This is a genomic window from Pseudomonas sp. BJa3 (genome assembly GCF_026343815.1).
Classification (GTDB): domain Bacteria; phylum Pseudomonadota; class Gammaproteobacteria; order Pseudomonadales; family Pseudomonadaceae; genus Aquipseudomonas; species Aquipseudomonas soli.
Genome location: NZ_JAOXMC010000010.1, coordinates 176,646 through 195,669, shown reverse-complemented (window position 1 = coordinate 195,669; position 19,024 = coordinate 176,646). Strand labels below are relative to the sequence as shown.

Below are 19,024 nucleotides of genomic sequence, written 5' to 3'. Positions count from 1 at the left end.
CCTTAGTGGTGGTGGCCGCAGTCCGGGCCGTGGACGTGGTCGTCGTCACCGGCGACATCGGCCGGCTCCATTTCCAGTTGCAGGCTGACCAGGTTGGTGGCCATCGGGCGCAGCAGCAGGTTGGCGTACTCGGTGTCGTCTTCCTCGACATCGACGCCGATCAGCAGCTGGCCGCGACCGTCCTGCTGGATCCACACCTCCTTGCCTTGCCAGACCACCGCAAAACGGGTGCACGAGGTTTCCAGCTGGGTGCCGTCTTCATCTTCCAGGATCAGGCGCAGGGCGTCGGACATTGCAATTTCTCTCTTCAAGGTTGGCGTTGGAACGGATAGACCGAACCCAGCTTGAGGATCTGGGTCAGTTCATCCAGTGCCGTGCGGCATTCCACCAGCAACTGCGGGTCGGCCAGGTCCGCCTCGCCGAGGCGATCGCGGTAGTGCTTGTCGACCCATTGCACCAGGGTGTCGTACAGCGGGGCGGTCATGATAACGCCTTGGTTCACCGCCGCCAGTTCGTTTTCCTTCAACGCCACGCGCAGCCGCAGGCAAGCCGGGCCACCGCCGTTCTGCATGCTCTGCTTGAGGTCGAACACCTTGACCTCCTTCACCGGACCGCCCTGGCTGGTCAGTTGCCCCAGGTACGCCCAGACCCGCTCGTTGTTGCGGCACTCTTCCGGCACCACCAGCAGCATCGAGCCGTCTTCGCGACTGAGCAGCTGGCTGTTGAACAGGTAGGAACGCACCGCGTCCTCCACCGTCACCGCCGCACGCGGCACGCAGATGCCCTGGAAGCGGCCACCCTTGCTGGCCAGTTTAGCCTGCAGCTGGCCAAGCACCGCATCGGTCTCGAGGAAGGCGTCCTCGTGGTAGAACAGCACTTCGCCATTGCCTACCGAGATCACGTCGTTGTGGAACACGCCCTGATCGATCACTGCCGGATTCTGTTGAGCGTAGACCACGCCATCATCGCTCAGCCCATGCAGGCGGGCGACGGCCTGGGAAGCCTCCAGAGTCTGGCGCGCCGGATACTTCTGCGGCGCGGGGTAGCGGCTGTCGAAGGCGCTGCGGCCATAGACGAAGAACTCCACCCCCGCTTCGCCATAGGCACGGCAGAACCGCGTATGGTTGGCCGCGCCTTCGTCACCGAACTGCGCCACGGCCGGCAAGGCCTGGTGATGAGCGAAGTGCTTGTCATCACTGAACATGGCGCCCAGCACCCGACTGGTGGTCGGGTACTCGATGCTACGGTGGTACTTGCAGTTGAGATTGGCGGCGGTGAAATGCACACGACCATCAGCGGTATCGGCGCTGGGGCTGACGGTGGCGGCGTTGGCCACCCACATGCTCGACGCCGAGCAGCTGGCGACCAGCAGCGGCATGGCTTCCTTGGCGGCACGCTGGATCACTTCGGCATCATTGCCGGTGAAACCCAGGCGGCGCAATGCGGCCACATCCGGGCGCTCCTGCGGGGCCAGCACGCCCTGCTTGAAGCCCATTTCCATCAGCGCCTTCATCTTCGCCAGGCCCTGGCGCGCCGCCTCGCGCGGGTTGGAACCCTGCTGGCTGTTGCTCTGCGAGGCCACGTTGCCGTAGGACAGGCCGCCGTAGTTGTGGGTCGGCCCCACCAGGCCATCAAAATTCACTTCAAAGGATTTCATCGGCAAGGCTCCGAGACCTGTTGTTATAGGGTGACGCCCGGCGTCAGGGTCGCCGGCAGTACGAGGTTCGCGGTCTCCAGCGAAGCCACGGGGTAGGCGCAGTAGTCCGCCGCGTAGTAGGCGCTGGCGCGGTGGTTGCCGCTGGCACCGACACCACCGAACGGCGCGCTGCTGGCAGCACCGGTGAGCTGCTTGTTCCAGTTGACGATGCCGGCGCGGCTGCGCAGCCAGAAGTGCTGGTAACGGGCATTGGAGTCCGACAGCAGGCCGGCGGCCAGGCCGTACTGGGTGTTGTTGGCTTCCTCGATTGCCGCATCGAAATCGGCGTATCGGATCACCTGCAGCAATGGGCCGAAGAATTCCTCGTCCGGGCGCCCGGTCACAGCAGTGACGTCGATGATGCCGGGGGTAAGCAAGGCGGCGTCAGCCTGCGGCTGGGTCATCTCCAGCAGCGCCACGGCGCCCTTGCCGAGCAGTTCGGCCTGGGCCGCCAGCAATGCGCGGGCCGCCTGCAGCGAAATCACCGACCCCATGAACGGCGCGGGCTGCTGATCGAAGGCGCCGACACTGATGCTGCGGCTCACCTCGACCAGGCGTTGGATCAGCGCGTCACCCCAGGCGCCCTGCGGTACCAGCAGGCGGCGGGCACAGGTGCAACGCTGGCCGGCGGAGATGAAGGCCGATTGGATGATGGTGTACACCGCGGCATCCAGGTCCTTGACCTCGTCAACCACCAGCGGGTTGTTGCCGCCCATCTCCAGGGCCAGGATCTTGTCCGGGCGGCCGGCGAACTGCTGGTGCAGCAGGTTGCCGGTACGGCTGGAACCGGTGAAGAACAGGCCGTCGATACCTGGGTTGGCGGCCAGCGCCACGCCTGTCTCACGAGCGCCCTGGACCAGGTTGAGCACACCAGCCGGCAACCCGGCCTCGATCCAGCACTGGACCGTCAGCTCGGCAACCTTGGGAGTCAGCTCGCTGGGTTTGAACACCACGCAGTTGCCCGCCAGCAGCGCCGGAACGATATGGCCGTTGGGCAAGTGGCCGGGGAAGTTGTATGGGCCGAATACCGCCACCACGCCATGGGGCTTGTGGCGCAGTACGGCAGTGGCGTCGGCCAGCGGACCGCTCTTCTCGCCGGTACGCTCGCGGTAGCTCTGCACCGAGATGGCAACCTTGTTGACCATGCTGGTCACTTCGGTGGCCGATTCCCACAGCGGCTTGCCGGATTCTTCGCCAATGCAGCGCGACAACGCCTCGGCATTGGCCTTGAGCTTCTCGGCGAAGGCCTCCAGAACGTTAATACGCGCATCCAGGCTCAGCGATGCCCAGGCGGGGAACGCCTGGCGGGCAGCCTGCACGGCATTCTCGACCTGCGCGGCATCGGCGCCCTGCCCTTGCCAGATCACCGCCTGGGTGACGGGGTTGAGCGACTGCAGGGCTTCGCCCTGGCCAGCCAGCCACTGGCCGGCAATGTAATGCGTATTCATTTACTGGGCCTCCCGACCGGCGGACAGTGGCACGGCACGCACGTTGTCGCCGGCGCCCAGGCGCAGGCGCTTGGCGGTCTGCGGATCGACCACCAGGGTGCCTGCGGCCAGGCGCGCCGGCGCGGCCGTGATGCGGCAGTCTTCGCGCTTGCGGTTGTGGATGATGAAAGGGGTGGCGTCGTCGCCTGGTGTACCAACGGCCAGCACCAGGGTCTGGCTATCACGCACGGCGCGGATCTTCGAGGTCTCGCATTCGATTGCGGGGCCTGCGTCGAAGATGTCGACGTAGCCCTGGTAGTTGAAACCTTCACGCTTGAGCATGGCCAACGCCGGCTCCGTATCGGCATGCACGCGACCAATGACGTTGCGCGCCGCTTCCGAGAGGAAGCAGGTGTACAGCGGAAACTTGGGCATCAGCTCGGCGATGAACGACTTGTTGCCCACGCCGGTGAGGTAGTCGGCCTGGCTGAACTCCATCTTGAAGAAGTGCCGGCCCAGGCTTTCCCAGAATGGCGAACGACCTGCCTCGTCGGACATGCCGCGCATCTCGGCGATGATCTTGTTGCCAAACAGTTGCGGGAACTCGGCGATGAACAGCATGCGCGCCTTGGACAGTAGACGCCCGTTGAGCCCGCTGCGGTAGTCGCTGCGCAGGAACAGCGAACACAGCTCGGAGTTGCCGGTCAGGTCGTTGGCCAGGAACAGCGTGGGAATCTCGCGGTAGATGTTCAGCTCCTGGGAAGCGCTGACGGTCAGGCCGACCCGATAGTTGTACCAGGGCTCGCGCAGGCCGACAGCGCCAGCGATGGCGCTGATGCCGACCACCAGGCCCTCGTCGTTCTCCAGCACGAACAAGTAGTCGGTATCACCGCGCTCGGCTTCGCCGCGGAAAGTCTTTTCCGCCCAGCCAACCCGCTGGCCGAGGCGCTCCTCATTGGCAGGCAGCGTCGTCAGCCCGGTGGTACCGGTGCTGCGGGCCAACTCGATCAGCGCGGGTAAATCGCTGCTGCGTACAGGACGAACGATCATGCTATCTCCTTGTGCGGCGGTCTGTGCCTGCCGCGAAACTCTCTGTTGCGGCGGTTCAGACCGCGACCAGGCGCACACTGGCGCCCTCGCCGACACCCAGGGCCTCGGCAGCTTCGCCGCTGAGGCTGACCGGCTTGCCCGGCACCCAGTCCAGTTCCAGCAGCACCGCGCGGTAGTCCTGCAACTGGCCATTGCACACAAGGTACGGACGGCCGCCCTTGACCGACGCGCCGTCTAGCTTGACCGGCACCACCCGGCTCTGGGCGATGGAGCGGATGCCCGAGGTACGGGCATGCAAGGTAGGTCCGCCGTCGAAGATGTCGATATAGTGCTCGGTCTCGAAGCCTTCGCGCATGAGAATGTCGAAGGTGATCTGCGCCCGCGGATGCACCTGGCCCATGGCTTCCTGGGCGGCGTCCGGCAACAGCGGCACATAGATCGGGTAATGCGGCATCAGTTCAGCCAGGAAAGTGCGGCTCTTCAGGCCGCACAGGCGCTCGGCGTCGGCATAGTTGAGGTCGAAGAAGTTGCGGCCGATAGCGTCCCAGAACGGTGATTCGCCCTGCTCGTCGCTGTAGCCGACGATCTCGGTGACCACCGACTCGGCGAAGCGCTCCGGGTGCGAGGCCATGAACAGCAGGCGGCCACGCGAGTTGAGTTCCGCAAAGGCGCTGGTCACCAGCTCCGGCACCACGTAGAAGCTGGTCAGCAGGCTGTTGCCGGTTAGGTCGTGGCACAACGACAGGACGTGGATCTTGTTGTGGATCTTCAGCTCGCGGGAGGCGTGCACGAAGGTCTCGTTGCGGAAGCTGTAGAACGGCTCGGAGTAGCCGGCCGAGGCGACGATGGCCGAGCAACCGACCAGCTCGCCGGTGGCGCTGTCCTCGAGCACGAAGAAGTAGCTCTCCTCGCCGTTGAAGCTGACCTCGGCGGCGAAAGAGGTTTCCGACGCGGCGATCTTGTCGCCCAGGCGGCCAGCGTCGTCCGGCAGCGAGGTGACACCAATGGGGCTGTCGGCAGCCATGCGCTGCACTTCGTTCAGATCAGCCATTTGCGCGGGGCGCATCACCAGCATGGTGTCACTCCTTTCGGGAAAGCGCACCGATCAACTCGGCACGAAAAAACGGCGGGCACGCGCCACTACCTGCAAGCAGGTGCCCGCACTGGAATCAGGTATCGCCGGCCTCGCTCGAGGCCGGCGACAGAACCGCAGGATCAGCCCTGGGTCAGTTTGCGCACAGCGCGCTCGAAGCGCTCCAGGCCTTCATCGATATCGCTGTCCTCGACCACCAGGCTCGGGGCGAAGCGCACGACATCGGGGCCTGCCTGCAGAACCATCACACCTTCCTTCTCGGCGGCGTTGAGGATGTCCTTGGCCTTGCCCTTCCAGGCGTCACTGAGCACGCAGCCGATCAGCAGGCCGACACCGCGCACCAGGGTGAACAGGCCGGTATCCTGGCCGATCTTCTCCAGGCGGGTCTTGAAGCGCTCATGTTTGGCCTTGATGCCCGCCAGGGTTTCCGGGGTGTTGACCACATCGAGCACGGCGCAGGCGACGGCACAGGCCAGCGGGTTGCCGCCGTAGGTGGTGCCGTGGGTGCCGACGGCCAGGTGCTTGGCCAGGTCGCTGGTGGTCAGCATCGCGCCAATCGGGAAGCCGCCGCCCAGGCTCTTGGCGCTGGTCAGGATGTCCGGGGTGACGCCGTAGTGCTGGTAGGCATACAGCGAGCCGGTACGGCCGACGCCGGTCTGCACTTCATCGAAGATCAGCAGCGCATTGTGCTCGTCGCACAGCTTGCGCGCGCCTTCCAGGTAGGCCTTGTCGGCCGGCACCACGCCGCTCTCGCCCTGGATCGGTTCGATGACCACGGCGCAGGTCTTGTCGGAGATCTGCGCCTTCAACGCTTCCAGGTCGTTGTACGGCACGTGGCTGATGCCGGTGATCTTAGGCCCGAAGCCGTCGGAGTACTTGGGCTGGCCACCGACGCTGACGGTGAACAGGGTGCGACCGTGGAAGCTGTTAACGGTGGCGATGATCTCGTGCTTCTCGGGGCCGAAACGGTCATGGGCGACACGGCGGGCCAGCTTGAAGGCGGCCTCGTTGGCCTCGGCGCCGGAGTTGCAGAAGAAGGCGCGCTCGGCAAAGGTCGCGTCCACCAGCTTGTGCGCCAGGCGCAGGGCCGGCTCGTTGGTGAACACGTTGGAGACATGCCAGAGGGTATTGGCTTGCTCGGTCAGCGCCTTGACCAGCGCCGGATGGCAGTGGCCGAGTGCGTTGACCGCGATGCCGCCGGCGAAGTCGATCAGCTCGCGCCCAGACTGGTCCCATACTCGGGAGCCCTCGCCTCGCACAGGAATGAAGGCCGCCGGGGAGTAGTTGGGAACCATGACCTGGTCGAAATCGGCACGTTGCACCGGGGCTTGCTCAACGGACATCTGAGTCTCCTGAAGAGGAACGCTGGCCTGGAAGTGGCGAGCGATGAAGGGATTGTAAGGACTGATCGGCGCCTGTCCTTGCTGCCAGGCGACAACTTGTTACAGCGCCAAACCGAGTTTTCACGCGGTTTTCGGCAATGCGACAAACAGTGTCGCAATCGCGCAGTGTAACGGCAGCAGGGGGTGGCGGGGAGATGCTCGGTGAGAATTGGGTGAACGGGTGTTCACATATACAAATCGCATCGCGGGACAAGCCCGCCCCCACCAGCAATACACTGCGCGGGAGCGGGCTTGCCCCACGCTAGCGTCTTCGCTGGCAGGGAGGTCTTCAGCCGCGCTCGGCCGGCGCCGAACTCAGCTCGAACGGGCTGCTGTTACGTCGCTGGTTACGGTCTTCGCGCGGCGTGGCGCCGAAGAAATTGCGGTACGCGCTGGAGAAATGCGGCCCGGAGGAGAACCCGCAGGACAGGCCGATCTGGATGATCGACTTGCTGGTCTGCATCAGCATCTGCCGCGCCTTGTTCAGGCGCAGCTCCAGGTAGTACTGGCTGGGCACGCGATTGAGATACTGCTTGAAGATCCGCTCCAGCTGGCGGCGGGACACGCACACATGCTGGGCGATCTCGTCGGTGGTCAGCGGCTCTTCGATGTTGGCCTCCATCAGCAGCACCGCCTGGGTGAGCTTGGGGTGGCTGGAGCCCAGGCGGTTCTGCAGCGGGATGCGCTGGCGCTCGCCACCTTCGCGAATGCGCTCGACCACCAGCTCTTCCGACACCGCGCCGGCCAGCTCCGCCCCATGGTCCCGGGCCAGCACCGCCAGCAGCAGGTCAGTCACCGCCATGCCGCCGCAGGCAGTCAGGCGATCGCGATCCCAGTCGAACAGATGGCTGGTGGCGATCACCTTGGGGAAGCGCTCGGCAAAATCATCCTGCCAGCGCCAATGCACCGCGGCGCGGTAGCCGTCGAGCAGGCCCAGCGCCGCCAGCGGATAAACCCCCGCCGACAAGCCGCCGATCATGCAACCGCTGCGCGCCAACTGCTTGAGCGCGGCGGACAATGCCGAACCGATCGCCGCCGGCGGCTCATCAGCCAGCAGGAACAGCTTGTGATAGCCCTCCAGGCGTCCGACCCACGCTTCGCCCGGCAGGCGCCAGGCGCCCTCCTGCCCAGCCTCGGCTTGCAGGAAGGACATTGTGTAGACCACATCCGGATGCACCCGCTGGGCCACCTGCAACACCTCTTCGGCCAACGCCAGGGTCAGCGGCTTGGTGCTGGGCCAGATGAGAAATCCGATTCGCTGGGTGGTCATAGGGCGTGGTCCGAAACCTGAAAAGGAGGGTCGCGCTTGTGGCGCCGGGGCATGCTGCGTGCGTTGCGCAGCATGCCCCATCATGGTGCAAAAGTGCAGCCTTTACTTCAGGCTGCCGGAAAGGAACTGCTTGAGGCGCTCCGACTGTGGATTAACCAGCACTTCACGCGGGCAGCCCCGCTCTTCCACCAGGCCCTTGTGCAGGAACACCAGCTGGTTGGAAACCTCGCGTGCAAAGCCCATCTCGTGGGTGACCACTACCATGGTGCGGCCTTCCTGGGCCAGAGATTGCATGACCTTGAGCACATCGCCCACCAGCTCCGGATCCAGCGCCGAAGTCGGCTCGTCGAACAGCATCACCTCCGGTTCCATGGCCAGGGCGCGGGCAATGGCCACACGCTGCTGCTCGCCACCGGACATGTGCCCGGGGAACGCGTCCTTGCGGTGGGATACGCCAACCTTGGCCAGGTAGTGCTCGGCCTTCTCCAGCGCTTCCTTCTTGTTCACGCCCAGCACGTGCACCGGCGCCTCGATGACATTTTCCAGCGCAGTCATGTGCGACCACAGGTTGAAGTGCTGGAACACCATCGACAAGCGCGAACGCATGCGCTGCAGCTGTTTCGGGTCGGCAGCCTTGAGCGCGCCATCCTTGCCGGCGACCAGCTTGAGCTCTTCGTTGTTGAGCAGGATCTTGCCCGCGTGCGGCTGCTCCAGCAGGTTGATGCAACGCAGGAAGGTCGATTTGCCCGAACCGCTGGAGCCGATGATGCTGATCACGTCGCCTGCCTTGGCTTCGAGGGAGACGCCCTTGAGCACCTCATGGCTGCCGTAGCGCTTGTGCAGGTCTTGGATTTGGAGTTTGTACATACTGTCGGATCTCACAGAGCGGTCAGTGCTTGCGCGGCGCCAGGTAACCGAGCCAGCGGCGTTCGGCCATCTTGAACAGGCGCACGAGGATGAAGGTCAGGCACAGGTAGAACACGCCCGCCGTGATGTAGGCCTCGAAAGGCAGGTAGTACTGGGCGTTGACCGTGCGCGCGGCACCGGTGATGTCGATCAGGGTGACGATCGACGCCAGGCTGGTGGTCTGCAGCATCATGATCACTTCGTTGCTGTACTGCGGCAGCGCCCGGCGCAGCGCTGAAGGCAGCAGGATGCGGCGGTACATCTTCATGCGCGACATGCCGATGGCCTTGGCCGCCTCGATCTCGCCATGGGGCGTGGCCTTGAGGCTGCCGGCGATGATCTCGGCGGTGTAGGCGCTGGTGTTGACGGCAAAAGCCAGGCAGGCGCAGAAGGTCGCGCTGGACAGCCACGGCCAGAAGATGCTCTCGCGCACCGCCTCGAACTGGGCCAGGCCGTAGTAGATCAGGAACAGCTGCACCAGCATCGGCGTGCCGCGAATGACGTAGGTGTACAGCCAGGCGCTGATGTTCACCAGCGGCTGTTTCGAGACGCGCATCAGGCCCAGCGGGATGGCCGCCAGCAGGCCGAACAGCAGCGACAGCGCCAGCAGCTTGAGGGTGGTCAGCAGACCGCCCAGGTACAGCGGCATGGCTTCCCAGATGACGTTGTAGTCGAAGATCATAGTTCAGCCGCCTTGACGCCCACCGAGTAGCGCTTCTCGAGATACTTCAGCGCCAGCAGCGAGACACTGGTCAGCACCAGGTACAACGCCGCCACCGCGAGGAAGAAGGTGAAGGGTTCGCGGGTGGCATCCGCCGCCTGCTTGGCCTTGAACATCATGTCCTGCAGGCCGACCACCGAAATCAGCGCAGTCGCCTTGGTCAACACCAGCCAGTTGTTGGTGAAGCCCGGGATCGCCAGGCGGATCATTTGCGGCACCATGATGCGGAAGAACACCTGGACACCGCTCATGCCGTAGGCCGCGCCCGCCTCTGCCTGGCCCTTGGGGATGCCGAGGAAGGCACCGCGGAAGGTTTCCGACAGGTACGCGCCAAAGATGAAGCCCAGCGTGCCGATGCCGGCGACCAGGGGATTGAGGTCAATATAGTCGTCATAGCCGAGCAGCGGCGCCACCCGGTTGAGGATGTCCTGGCCGCCATAGAAAATCAGCAGGATCAGGACCAGGTCAGGGATGCCACGGATCACCGTGGAGTACAGGTCCCCCAGCCAGGCCAACCAGCGCACCGGCGACAAACGCAGCGCCACGCCGATCAGGCCGAGGACGATGGCCAGGGCCATCGACGACAGGGCGAGCTGCAGCGTCAGCCACGCCCCGTCGAGGATGACTGCCCCATAGCCTTTCAACATGATTCGAATTCCTCAGGGCTTGGGAATGAAAAATGGTGCAAACCTCAGAGATTCTGCTGTTTGCACCATTGCACAGGTGAAACTCGATGGTTACTTCGAGTCTGGACCGTAGATGTCGAAGTTGAAGTACTTCTTCTCGATCTCTTTGTATTTGCCGTTGGCGCGGATCGCGTCGATGGCGGCGTTGATGCGCTCGGCGTTGGCGGTGTCGCCCTTGCGCACGGCGATACCGACGCCATCACCGAAGTACTTGGTGTCGGTGAAGGCCGGACCGACGAAGGCAAAGCCCTTGCCAGCATCGGTCTTCAGGAAGCCGTCCTCGAGCAGGGTGGCATCGGCCACGGTGCCGTCCAGGCGGCCGGCGGCGACATCCAGGTAGATTTCGTTCTGGGTACCGTAGGGCACCACGGTGGCGCCTTGCGGGGCCAGGACTTCCTTGGCGAAACGGTCGTGGATCGAACCGCGCTGCACGCCGATCTTCTTGCCCTTGAGCTCAGCCAGGCTGTCGCTGACGGTGGTGCCTTCCTTCATCACCAGGCGCGCCGGGGTCAGGTAGTAGCGCTTGGTGAAGTCGACCGACTTCTTGCGGTCGTCGGTGATCGACATGGACGACAGGATGGCGTCGATCTTGCGCACTTTCAGTGCTGGGATCAGACCGTCGAACTCCTGCTCGACCCAGGTGCACTTGGCTTTCATCTGTTCGCACAGGGCGTTGCCGATGTCGTAGTCGAAGCCGGCGAGGCTGCCATCGGGCTGCTTGAAGGCGAAGGGTGGGTAGGCGGCCTCGATACCGATCTTCAACGGCTTCTCATCGGCCTGCGATACCAGGGAAAACACGGAAAGCGCCAAGGCGCCAAGCAGTGCGAGCTTCTTCATCAGGTAACTCCATCGGTACGGGGCAATACAAGGCAGTTGTAACAGCTGCCCGATATGCGAATGGGTACAGCGCGAGCCGCGCAGGTTTCGACCAAGGTCGCAGACCACGAGCGAGTGAGTGGCATTCTAGCGACAGCCCGGTGGTCGATATTTCTTCAAAGCGACAACTAATTACAGAAGCGCCAGGAACCGCGGCGGGCGATATTGACAGCTCCCGCGAGATATGCAAGAGCAAAAGAGAAATAACCTATACCCAAAGCAATAAGCGGGCCCATTATTGGCAAAGCCTTGTATTCCGGCAAGCGCAGCGTGCGAGCCTGCACGAAACGCTCGCAGAATGCACCCATTTGGCATACAGATGTTTCCACAAGCCCCGCATTTGGGCGCAATCGGTGACAGCGACGGTTACCGATGACTCTCGGAGTAACAGTTTGTATCAGTAAAGCAAAAACCCCGCCGGATATGGGCGGGGGTTTTTGTGACAGCCTCATCGCGAGGCAAGCCCGCTCCCACGACCGTCAGGAGCCGACTTGCCGCGATGGTTCGACTCAGGCCGAAGCCAGGCTCATCGCCTTGTGGGTATCGATCAGGTGCTGCACCACCCCTGGATCGGCCAGGGTGGAGATATCGCCCAGCGCATCGTACTCGCCAGTGGCAATCTTGCGCAGGATGCGGCGCATGATCTTGCCCGAGCGGGTCTTCGGCAGCCCCGGCGCCCACTGGATGACGTCCGGCGAAGCGATCGGGCCGATCTCCTTGCGCACCCAATTCTTCAACTCGAGGCGCAATTGCTCGTTCGATTCCTCGCCGGCGTTCAGGGTGACGTAGACATAGATGCCCTGCCCCTTGATGTCGTGCGGCACGCCCACCACCGCCGCCTCGGCGACCTTCGGATGCGCCACCATCGCGCTCTCGATCTCGGCGGTGCCCATGCGGTGGCCAGAAACGTTGAGCACGTCATCCACGCGGCCGGTGATCCAGTAGTAGCCATCTTCGTCGCGACGGGCGCCGTCACCGGTGAAGTACATGCCACGGAAGGTCTTGAAATAGGTGTCGACGAAGCGGTCGTGGTCGCCGTACAGCGAACGCGACTGGCCCGGCCAGGAATCGAGGATCACCAGGTTGCCCTCGGCGGCGCCGTCGATCAGGTTGCCCAGGTTGTCCACCAGTGCCGGCACCACGCCGAAGAACGGACGGGTCGCCGAACCCGGCTTGAGCCCCGTGGCGCCCGGCAAGGGGCTGATGAGGATGCCGCCGGTCTCGGTTTGCCACCAGGTATCGACGATCGGGCAACGTTCCTTGCCGACTGTCTTGTAGTACCAGTTCCAGGCTTCAGGGTTGATCGGCTCGCCCACCGAACCCAGCAGGCGCAGGCTGGAGCCATCGGCGCCGGCGACCGCCGCCTCGCCCTCGGCCATCATGGCGCGGATGGCGGTCGGCGCGGTGTAGAGGATGTTGACCTTGTGCTTGTCGACGATCTTCGACACGCGGGTGATGTCCGGGTAGTTCGGCACACCTTCGAACAGCAGCGTGGTCGCACCATTGGCCAGCGGGCCATAGACGATGTAGCTGTGGCCGGTGACCCAACCCACGTCAGCGGTGCACCAGTACACTTCGCCCGGGCGATAGTCGAACACGCGCTCGTGGGTCAGCGCGGCATACACCAGGTAGCCACCGGTGGTGTGCAGCACGCCCTTGGGCTTGCCGGTGGAGCCGGAGGTATAGAGGATGAACAACGCCTCCTCGGCACCCATTTCTTTCGGCGCACAGTGGCTGGAGGCGACCTTCATCAGGTCTTCGTACCAGATATCGCGGTGCTGGTGCCAGGCGATGTCGCCACCGGTGCGCTTGCACACGATGATCTTTTGCACGCTGCTGGTTTCAGGGTTGGTCAAGGCCAGGTCGACATTGGCCTTGAGCGGGGTACGGCGGCCACCACGCAGGCCTTCGTCGGCGGTGATCACCACCTTGGACTTGCAGTCGATGATGCGGCCGGCCAGCGCCTCGGGCGAGAAGCCGCCGAACACCACCGAGTGGATCGCCCCGATGCGCGCGCAGGCCAGCATGGCGACCACGGCCTCGGGGATCATCGGCATATAGATGGTGACCACGTCACCCCGGTGCACGTCCTGGCCACGCAGGGCGTTGGCGAACTTGCAGACCTGCTCGTGGAGCTCACGGTAGGTGATGTTGCGATGCTCGGAAGGGTCGTCGCCTTCCCAGATGATCGCCAGCTGGTCGCCGCGCTCTTCGAGGTGGCGGTCCAGGCAGTTGTAGGAGACGTTCAGAGTGCCGTCGGCAAACCATTTGATATCGACATGGTGGTCGTCGAACGAGGTCTGCTTGACCTTGGTGAAGGGCTTGATCCAGTCCAGACGCTGGGCCTGCTCGCGCCAGAAGCCGTCCGGGTTGATCACCGATTGCTGGTACATGGCCTTGTAGGTGGCCTCGTCGGTCAGGGTACTGGCCGCAACCTCGGGACGAACGGGATACAGTGGAGCCGCACTCATCTGTGTTACCTCGGTGTAATAGTTGTTTTTGTATGGAAGCGTTTGTAACTGTACCAGAGCGACAAAGACCATTCGACGTTGGTAGTAACGCGACGAACCGTCAGCCCACGAATTTACAGCAACCGCTCTAGCGCAAGGCATCCAGCCATCGCCGGCGGCAAAAGGCAGCGCTTTGCCAGTGATTGTTACAGATTCTGTCAAAAGACTTTATCAAAACCCGCTCTGTTTCAGCCCGGACCACCCTCCTAGAATTCACCTCGCCAGCAACGGCAACGCGATTAACTTGGAAACAGCCCCCACGAAGGCAACGTTAATCCGCACCTTATCCTGATAGTTGAAACTTAGTTGCACTCGCGGCGCCACAAGCGCCGCGCGCCCCCTCACGACCTTAGACAGGTAAATTGAAAATGAAAGCTTTACTGGTATTGGTACTTGGCGGTTTTTGCGGCGCGGCACTGGCCGGCGAAGCAAAAGATGTCGAGCAGATTCCGGTTGAACAGTACAGTTATTCGCAGCACCTGGATATCGCCCGCGTCATCTCCATGAGCGAAGTGCCGAACGTCTGCGAAGTGGTGCCTGCGCGCATGACCTATGAGGACTCCCAGGGCCAGAAGCACATTCTCGAATACCGCGTGATGGGCAACGGTTGCTCCAACGGCTGAGACCATAGGCTTATCGCGAGGCAAGCCCCTCCCACCACTGCATTCGTGTGTGGGCTTGCCCCGCGATCAATTCAAGCCTCGATAAACTTCCAGATTATTCCGCCGACTTGTTCAGCGAATAATCTCGCAACTTGTTGGCAATGGTCGTATGGGAAACGCCTAATCTTTTCCCCAGCGCCCGACTACTTGGAAATTCACTCATCAAACTTTCCAATACCGCCCTTTCAAACCGCCCGACAATTTGCGAAAGATCGCCATCCAGGGAAAACTCGCCCAACGGTTGACGCGCGCCATAATCCGGCAAGCGGATATGTTCGCTCTTCACCACCCCGCCTTCGCACAGTGACACTGCCTGGAACAACACGTTTTCCAACTGGCGCACATTGCCCGGCCAATGATACTGGCCGAGTTTTTCCATCGCCGGCGGCGCCAGGCGCGGCAGCGGGCAGCCGATCTGCCGACTGGCCTGGTCGAGGAAATGCTGCACCAGCCCTTCCAAGCCATCCAAGCATTCGCGCAGCGGCGGGATGTGCAGCGACAGCACGTTGAGGCGGTGGTAGAGGTCCTGGCGGAACTCGCCACGGGCACACAGTTCGGACAGGTCGACCTGGGTCGCGCAGATCACCCGCACATCCAGATACACCTCTTCGTCGCTGCCGACCCGACGGAAACAGCCATCTTGCAGGAAGCGCAGCAACTTGACCTGCAAGCGCGGGCTCATCTCCCCCACCCCGTCGAGGAACAGCGTGCCGCCGGCCGTCAGCTCCAGCAGCCCCAGCTTGCCCTCGGCCCGCGCGCCCTCGAACGCCCCCGGCCCATAGCCGAACAGCTCGGTCTCGGCCATCGACTCGGGCAGGCCGGCGCAGTTGAGCGCCATCAACGGCGCCTGGCCACGCGGGCTGGCCAGGTGACAGGCCCGCGCCAGCAGCTCCTTGCCGGTGCCGGTCTCGCCCTCGATCAGCAGCGGTGCGTCCAACGGCGCCATGCGCCGCGCCTCGCGCACCACGGCGGCCATTACCCGTGAGCTCTGGAAGATGCTGTCGAACCCACGCAACTCCTGCTTGCGCACGTTGTAGATGCGCTCACCGATACGGTCCGCGCGGTGCAAGGTGATTACCGCGCCGGCCAGGGCTTCACTGTCGTCATGCTCGGACTGCAGCGGTGCGATATCGGCCAGGAACACATCGCCCTTGACCTTGATCCGCAGGCCGTTGATCCGCGATTTGTTGGCCCGTATCAGCTCCGGCAGGTCGAAGTCCTCGACATATCGCGACAGCGGAATGCCCGGTACTTCATCCACCCGTACGCCGAGCAGCTGCGCCGCGCCGCGGTTGGCGGCGACGATGCTGCCGCCCATGTCGATCGACAGCACCGGGAAGTCCAACGCCCCCAGCAGCGCATTGAGCTCCATGTGCCGGCGCTCGCTGGGCATTAGGCCGACGCGCTTGACCCCGAACACCCCGGCGATCGACTCGAACTTGGGCCGCAGGGCCTGGAACTGCAGGTTGATCAGGTTCGGGCAGTGCAGGTAGATGGCATTGCCATGGTCTCCCCCCACTTCGCCGCGCAACACGTTGATCCCGTACTCCACCAGCAGGTTGAGGATGTCCCGCAAAATGCCGATGCGGTTCTGGCAATGCACTTTGATGCGCATGAAGGCTCTCTAAGGGGCCGAGTTTTTGCTCGCGCCACGGAAAAGTCGTAAAGATAAGCTGACAAAAATAGCCGTCTGCCCAGCTCGATGTCCGTGATTTTCCGGGATGACGCTAATTTTGTAAAATTATCGTTACGCACAGAAGATAAACGGCGGCGCAGGACGGGCGCGCACCCCGGTGCAAAACCTCGTTTGTAGGGATATTCCTAAGGTATGTCCTGTACATAACAAGAACGCCCTCACCAGGAGAGCCACATGAAACAGACGCAGTACGTGGCACGCGAGCCCGATGCGCATGGCTTTATCGACTACCCGCAGCAAGAGCATGCGGTGTGGAACACCCTGATCACCCGTCAGTTGAAAGTGATCGAAGGCCGGGCATGCCAGGAGTACCTCGACGGCATCGACCAGCTCAAGCTGCCCCATGACCGCATCCCGCAGCTGGGCGAAGTCAACAAGGTGCTTGGCGCCACCACCGGCTGGCAGGTCGCCCGCGTCCCTGCGCTGATCCCCTTCCAGACCTTCTTCGAACTGCTGGCCAGCAAGCGCTTCCCGGTCGCCACCTTCATCCGCACCCCGGAAGAGCTGGACTACCTGCAGGAGCCGGACATCTTCCACGAGATCTTCGGCCACTGCCCGCTGCTGACTAACCCGTTCTTCGCCGAATTCACCCACACCTATGGCAAGCTCGGCCTGGCGGCGACCAAGGAACAGCGTGTCTACCTGGCGCGCCTGTACTGGATGACCATCGAGTTCGGCCTGATGGAGACCGCGCAAGGCCGCAAGATCTACGGCGGCGGCATCCTCTCCTCGCCGAAAGAGACGGTCTACAGCCTGTCCAGCGAACCAGAGCACCAGGCCTTCGACCCGATCGAAGCCATGCGCACGCCCTACCGCATCGATATCCTGCAGCCCTTGTACTTCGTCCTGCCGAACATGAAGCGTCTGTTCGACCTGGCCCACGAAGACATCATGGCCATGGTCCACCAGGCCATGCAGCTGGGCCTGCACGCACCGAAGTTTCCACCCAAGGTCGCTGCCTGAGCGCCCCTGTCGATAACAACTCAAACCGGAAAACACCCATGAATGCCTTGAACCAAGCCCACTGCGAAGCCTGCCGCGCCGATGCGCCGAAAGTCACCGACGAGGAGCTGGCGGAACTGATCCGACTGATCCCGGACTGGAACATCGAAACCCGCGACGGCCACATGGAGCTCGAGCGCGTGTTCCTGTTCAAGAACTTCAAGCACGCCCTGGCCTTCACCAACGCCATCGGCGAGATCGCCGAAGCCGAAGGCCACCACCCTGGCCTGCTGACCGAGTGGGGCAAGGTCACCGTGACCTGGTGGAGCCACTCGATCAAAGGCCTGCACCGCAACGACTTCATCATGTGCGCGCGCACCGACGAGGTCGCCAAGACTGCCGAAGGGCGCAAGTGATGCACTTCGCCGCCATCGCTCGGGTCCCTGGCGACCCGATCCTGGGGCTGATGGAAGCCTACGCCCGCGACGGCAACCCGGCCAAGTTCGACCTGGGTGTCGGCGTGTTCAAGGACGCTCAGGGGCTGACGCCGATTCCGGCGGCGGTAAAGCAGGCTGAGCAACGCCTGGTCGAGCGGCAAGCCACCAAGAGCTATGTTGGCGGTCATGGCGATGCAGCTTTTGGACGCCTGGTCAGCGAGCTGGTGCTGGGCAGCGATTCCACGCTGCTCAAAAGCCAGCGCGCCGGCGCCACCCAGACCCCTGGCGGCACAGGTGCCCTGCGCCTGGCGGCGGAGTTTATCGCCCACTGCCTGCCGGGCCGCGGTATCTGGCTGAGCGACCCGACCTGGCCGATCCACGAGACGATCTTCGCCGGTGCCGGGCTCAAGGTGTCGCACTACCCCTACGTGGGCGCGGACAACCGCCTGAACGTCGACGCCATGCTCGCCGCACTGGAGCAAGCACCACAAGGCGACGTGGTGTTGCTGCACGCCTGCTGCCACAACCCCACCGGCTTCGATCTGGGCCGGGACGACTGGCGCGCGGTGCTCGACATCGTCAAGCGGCGCAACTTGCTGCCATTGATCGACTTTGCCTACCAGGGCTTCGGTGACGGCCTGGAGGAGGACGCCTGGGCAGTGCGCCTGTTCGCCGCCGAACTGCCGGAACTGCTGATCACCAGCTCCTGCTCGAAGAACTTCGGCCTGTACCGTGAGCGCACCGGCGCCCTGCTGGTGTGCAGCCACGACGCCGATAAACTGCAGGATGTGCGCAGCCAGCTGGCGTTCATTGCGCGCAACCTGTGGTCGACGCCGCCAGACCATGGCGCGGCGGTGGTCGCCGAGATTCTCGGTGACCCGGCACTCAAGGCGTTGTGGATCGAGGAAGTGAACGCCATGCGCCAGCGCATCGCCGAGCTTCGCGTCGGCCTGGTGAAAGCGCTGGAGCCCCATGGCCTGGCCGGGCGCTTCGCGCATATCGCCGCGCAACGCGGGATGTTCTCCTACACCGGGCTGAATCCCGAACAGGTGCGTCTGCTGCGCGAGCGACACAGCGTATACATGGTCGGTACCGGCCGGGCGAACATCGCCGGAGCGGACGCCAAGCGCCTGGAACAGCTGGCAGCGGCCGTCGCCGACGTCTGTCGCTGAACCTGGCCGATGGCCCGCGAGCAGCCCGCGATAACACTGTCGCGGGCTGCTCGCTCTCGCGCCCTTCCTGCTTCCCGATGTTCGATAGCCGCCCGCGAAAATCGACCAGCGCCCATGAAAAATCGCAAACTGTCATCCAGACTGCTGTATCCTGCCCCAGCTTTTCGAAGCCTCATATGCGCCAAGCGCTGCCTTTTCACTCACACTTGCGAGGAACGACGAGATGCATGAAATCCCGAATCTTCCCTTCCCAAGCCTGAACCCTGAAGAGCAATCCGTTGCTGTCCACGCTGAACCGACGCCCGGCGTCGAGCAGGACGGTGACGATCAATCCAGCGCCGACCAGGAATAGCCGCGCACCCCTGCGACAGTGTGAAAACGGCTGACCTGCGGGATATCCCCGTCATCACGTTTTCACACCGCCAACTCCCTCCACCAGTGTGTGGTGCCCTGGCACCGCCCTGGCCGTACCCGGTTTCGACAGACTGACGCCTTTCA

General features: G+C 63.4%; 18 protein-coding genes. 5 read left to right on the top strand and 13 right to left on the bottom strand.

Going from position 1 to position 19,024, the window contains the following annotated elements; translation table 11 throughout:
- Positions 1-2: 2 nt before the first annotated feature.
- The 12 genes from OH705_RS14945 to acs all read right to left on the bottom strand — a co-directional run bounded on the left by OH705_RS14945 (position 3) and on the right by acs (position 13,578).
- Positions 3-293, bottom strand: coding sequence for a hypothetical protein (locus OH705_RS14945; protein ID WP_011534960.1), 291 nt, complete (start codon positions 291-293; stop codon positions 3-5).
- A gap of 14 nt (positions 294-307) precedes the next feature.
- Positions 308-1,657, bottom strand: coding sequence for an N-succinylarginine dihydrolase (gene astB, locus OH705_RS14940; protein ID WP_094011869.1), 1,350 nt, complete (start codon positions 1,655-1,657; stop codon positions 308-310).
- Between the two features lie 23 nt (positions 1,658-1,680).
- On the bottom strand, positions 1,681-3,144 hold the full coding sequence (gene astD / locus OH705_RS14935; RefSeq protein WP_267302437.1) for a succinylglutamate-semialdehyde dehydrogenase: 1,464 nt from the start codon (positions 3,142-3,144) through the stop codon (positions 1,681-1,683).
- Positions 3,145-4,173, bottom strand: a complete 1,029-nt coding sequence (gene astA, locus OH705_RS14930) for an arginine N-succinyltransferase (protein ID WP_094011867.1) — start codon at positions 4,171-4,173, stop codon at positions 3,145-3,147.
- 55 nt (positions 4,174-4,228) lie between these two features.
- Positions 4,229-5,248, bottom strand: coding sequence for an arginine/ornithine succinyltransferase subunit alpha (gene aruF / locus OH705_RS14925; RefSeq protein ID WP_038706573.1), 1,020 nt, complete (start codon positions 5,246-5,248; stop codon positions 4,229-4,231).
- 140 nt (positions 5,249-5,388) lie between these two features.
- Positions 5,389-6,609, bottom strand: a complete 1,221-nt coding sequence (locus OH705_RS14920) for an aspartate aminotransferase family protein (RefSeq protein ID WP_038706574.1) — start codon at positions 6,607-6,609, stop codon at positions 5,389-5,391.
- Positions 6,610-6,937: 328 nt separating this feature from the next.
- Positions 6,938-7,918 carry a transcriptional regulator ArgR gene (argR, locus tag OH705_RS14915; protein ID WP_094011866.1) on the bottom strand — a complete coding sequence of 327 codons (981 nt, stop codon included), beginning with the start codon at positions 7,916-7,918 and terminating at the stop codon, positions 6,938-6,940.
- Between the two features lie 102 nt (positions 7,919-8,020).
- Complete coding sequence (locus OH705_RS14910; protein WP_023630946.1) at positions 8,021-8,785, bottom strand: ABC transporter ATP-binding protein; 765 nt, start codon at positions 8,783-8,785, stop codon at positions 8,021-8,023.
- 22 nt (positions 8,786-8,807) lie between these two features.
- A complete protein-coding gene (locus OH705_RS14905; protein WP_094011865.1) occupies positions 8,808-9,506 on the bottom strand; it encodes an ABC transporter permease in 699 nt (232 codons plus the stop codon).
- On the bottom strand, positions 9,503-10,192 hold the full coding sequence (locus OH705_RS14900; protein ID WP_023630944.1) for an ABC transporter permease: 690 nt from the start codon (positions 10,190-10,192) through the stop codon (positions 9,503-9,505). The genes OH705_RS14905 and OH705_RS14900 overlap by 4 nt, the downstream gene beginning before the upstream one ends.
- Positions 10,193-10,282: 90 nt before the next feature.
- Positions 10,283-11,068, bottom strand: coding sequence for an ABC transporter substrate-binding protein (locus tag OH705_RS14895; RefSeq protein WP_023630943.1), 786 nt, complete (start codon positions 11,066-11,068; stop codon positions 10,283-10,285).
- Between the two features lie 548 nt (positions 11,069-11,616).
- A complete protein-coding gene (acs, locus tag OH705_RS14890; RefSeq protein ID WP_038706576.1) occupies positions 11,617-13,578 on the bottom strand; it encodes an acetate--CoA ligase in 1,962 nt (653 codons plus the stop codon).
- Positions 13,579-13,985: 407 nt separating this feature from the next.
- On the opposite strand from acs, the gene OH705_RS14885 reads away from it, so the two are divergent.
- On the top strand, positions 13,986-14,240 hold the full coding sequence (locus OH705_RS14885) for a DUF2790 domain-containing protein (protein ID WP_023630669.1): 255 nt from the start codon (positions 13,986-13,988) through the stop codon (positions 14,238-14,240).
- A gap of 94 nt (positions 14,241-14,334) precedes the next feature.
- On the opposite strand, the gene OH705_RS14880 is transcribed toward OH705_RS14885, so the two are convergent.
- A complete protein-coding gene (locus OH705_RS14880; RefSeq protein WP_267302436.1) occupies positions 14,335-15,894 on the bottom strand; it encodes a sigma-54-dependent transcriptional regulator in 1,560 nt (519 codons plus the stop codon).
- A gap of 255 nt (positions 15,895-16,149) precedes the next feature.
- On the opposite strand from OH705_RS14880, the gene phhA reads away from it, so the two are divergent.
- From phhA to OH705_RS14860, 4 genes are all read left to right on the top strand, one after another.
- The gene (phhA, locus tag OH705_RS14875; RefSeq protein WP_023628482.1) at positions 16,150-16,938 is read left to right on the top strand and encodes a phenylalanine 4-monooxygenase; all 789 of its coding nucleotides are present in this window, start codon (positions 16,150-16,152) and stop codon (positions 16,936-16,938) included.
- Between the two features lie 38 nt (positions 16,939-16,976).
- A complete protein-coding gene (locus OH705_RS14870; protein WP_023628481.1) occupies positions 16,977-17,333 on the top strand; it encodes a 4a-hydroxytetrahydrobiopterin dehydratase in 357 nt (118 codons plus the stop codon).
- Positions 17,330-18,526, top strand: a complete 1,197-nt coding sequence (locus tag OH705_RS14865) for an amino acid aminotransferase (protein ID WP_167335919.1) — start codon at positions 17,330-17,332, stop codon at positions 18,524-18,526. Before OH705_RS14870 ends, OH705_RS14865 begins: the two co-directional genes overlap by 4 nt.
- 223 nt (positions 18,527-18,749) lie before the next feature.
- On the top strand, positions 18,750-18,878 hold the full coding sequence (locus OH705_RS14860) for a hypothetical protein (RefSeq protein WP_023628479.1): 129 nt from the start codon (positions 18,750-18,752) through the stop codon (positions 18,876-18,878).
- Positions 18,879-19,024 lie beyond the last annotated feature (146 nt).

Bases quoted from the DNA above. Each gene is read 5' to 3' on its own strand.
- OH705_RS14880 (WP_267302436.1), bottom strand. From the start codon at position 15,894: ATGCGCATCAAAGTGCATTGCCAGAACCGCATCGGCATTTTGCGGGAC.
- acs (WP_038706576.1), bottom strand. From the start codon at position 13,578: ATGAGTGCGGCTCCACTGTATCCCGTTCGTCCCGAGGTTGCGGCCAGT.
- astD (WP_267302437.1), bottom strand. From the start codon at position 3,144: ATGAATACGCATTACATTGCCGGCCAGTGGCTGGCTGGCCAGGGCGAA.
- aruF (WP_038706573.1), bottom strand. From the start codon at position 5,248: ATGCTGGTGATGCGCCCCGCGCAAATGGCTGATCTGAACGAAGTGCAG.
- OH705_RS14905 (WP_094011865.1), bottom strand. From the start codon at position 9,506: ATGATCTTCGACTACAACGTCATCTGGGAAGCCATGCCGCTGTACCTG.
- OH705_RS14900 (WP_023630944.1), bottom strand. From the start codon at position 10,192: ATGTTGAAAGGCTATGGGGCAGTCATCCTCGACGGGGCGTGGCTGACG.
- OH705_RS14945 (WP_011534960.1), bottom strand. From the start codon at position 293: ATGTCCGACGCCCTGCGCCTGATCCTGGAAGATGAAGACGGCACCCAG.
- OH705_RS14910 (WP_023630946.1), bottom strand. From the start codon at position 8,785: ATGTACAAACTCCAAATCCAAGACCTGCACAAGCGCTACGGCAGCCAT.
- astA (WP_094011867.1), bottom strand. From the start codon at position 4,173: ATGATCGTTCGTCCTGTACGCAGCAGCGATTTACCCGCGCTGATCGAG.
- OH705_RS14870 (WP_023628481.1), top strand. From the start codon at position 16,977: ATGAATGCCTTGAACCAAGCCCACTGCGAAGCCTGCCGCGCCGATGCG.
- argR (WP_094011866.1), bottom strand. From the start codon at position 7,918: ATGACCACCCAGCGAATCGGATTTCTCATCTGGCCCAGCACCAAGCCG.
- OH705_RS14860 (WP_023628479.1), top strand. From the start codon at position 18,750: ATGCATGAAATCCCGAATCTTCCCTTCCCAAGCCTGAACCCTGAAGAG.
- OH705_RS14895 (WP_023630943.1), bottom strand. From the start codon at position 11,068: ATGAAGAAGCTCGCACTGCTTGGCGCCTTGGCGCTTTCCGTGTTTTCC.
- OH705_RS14885 (WP_023630669.1), top strand. From the start codon at position 13,986: ATGAAAGCTTTACTGGTATTGGTACTTGGCGGTTTTTGCGGCGCGGCA.
- OH705_RS14920 (WP_038706574.1), bottom strand. From the start codon at position 6,609: ATGTCCGTTGAGCAAGCCCCGGTGCAACGTGCCGATTTCGACCAGGTC.
- phhA (WP_023628482.1), top strand. From the start codon at position 16,150: ATGAAACAGACGCAGTACGTGGCACGCGAGCCCGATGCGCATGGCTTT.
- astB (WP_094011869.1), bottom strand. From the start codon at position 1,657: ATGAAATCCTTTGAAGTGAATTTTGATGGCCTGGTGGGGCCGACCCAC.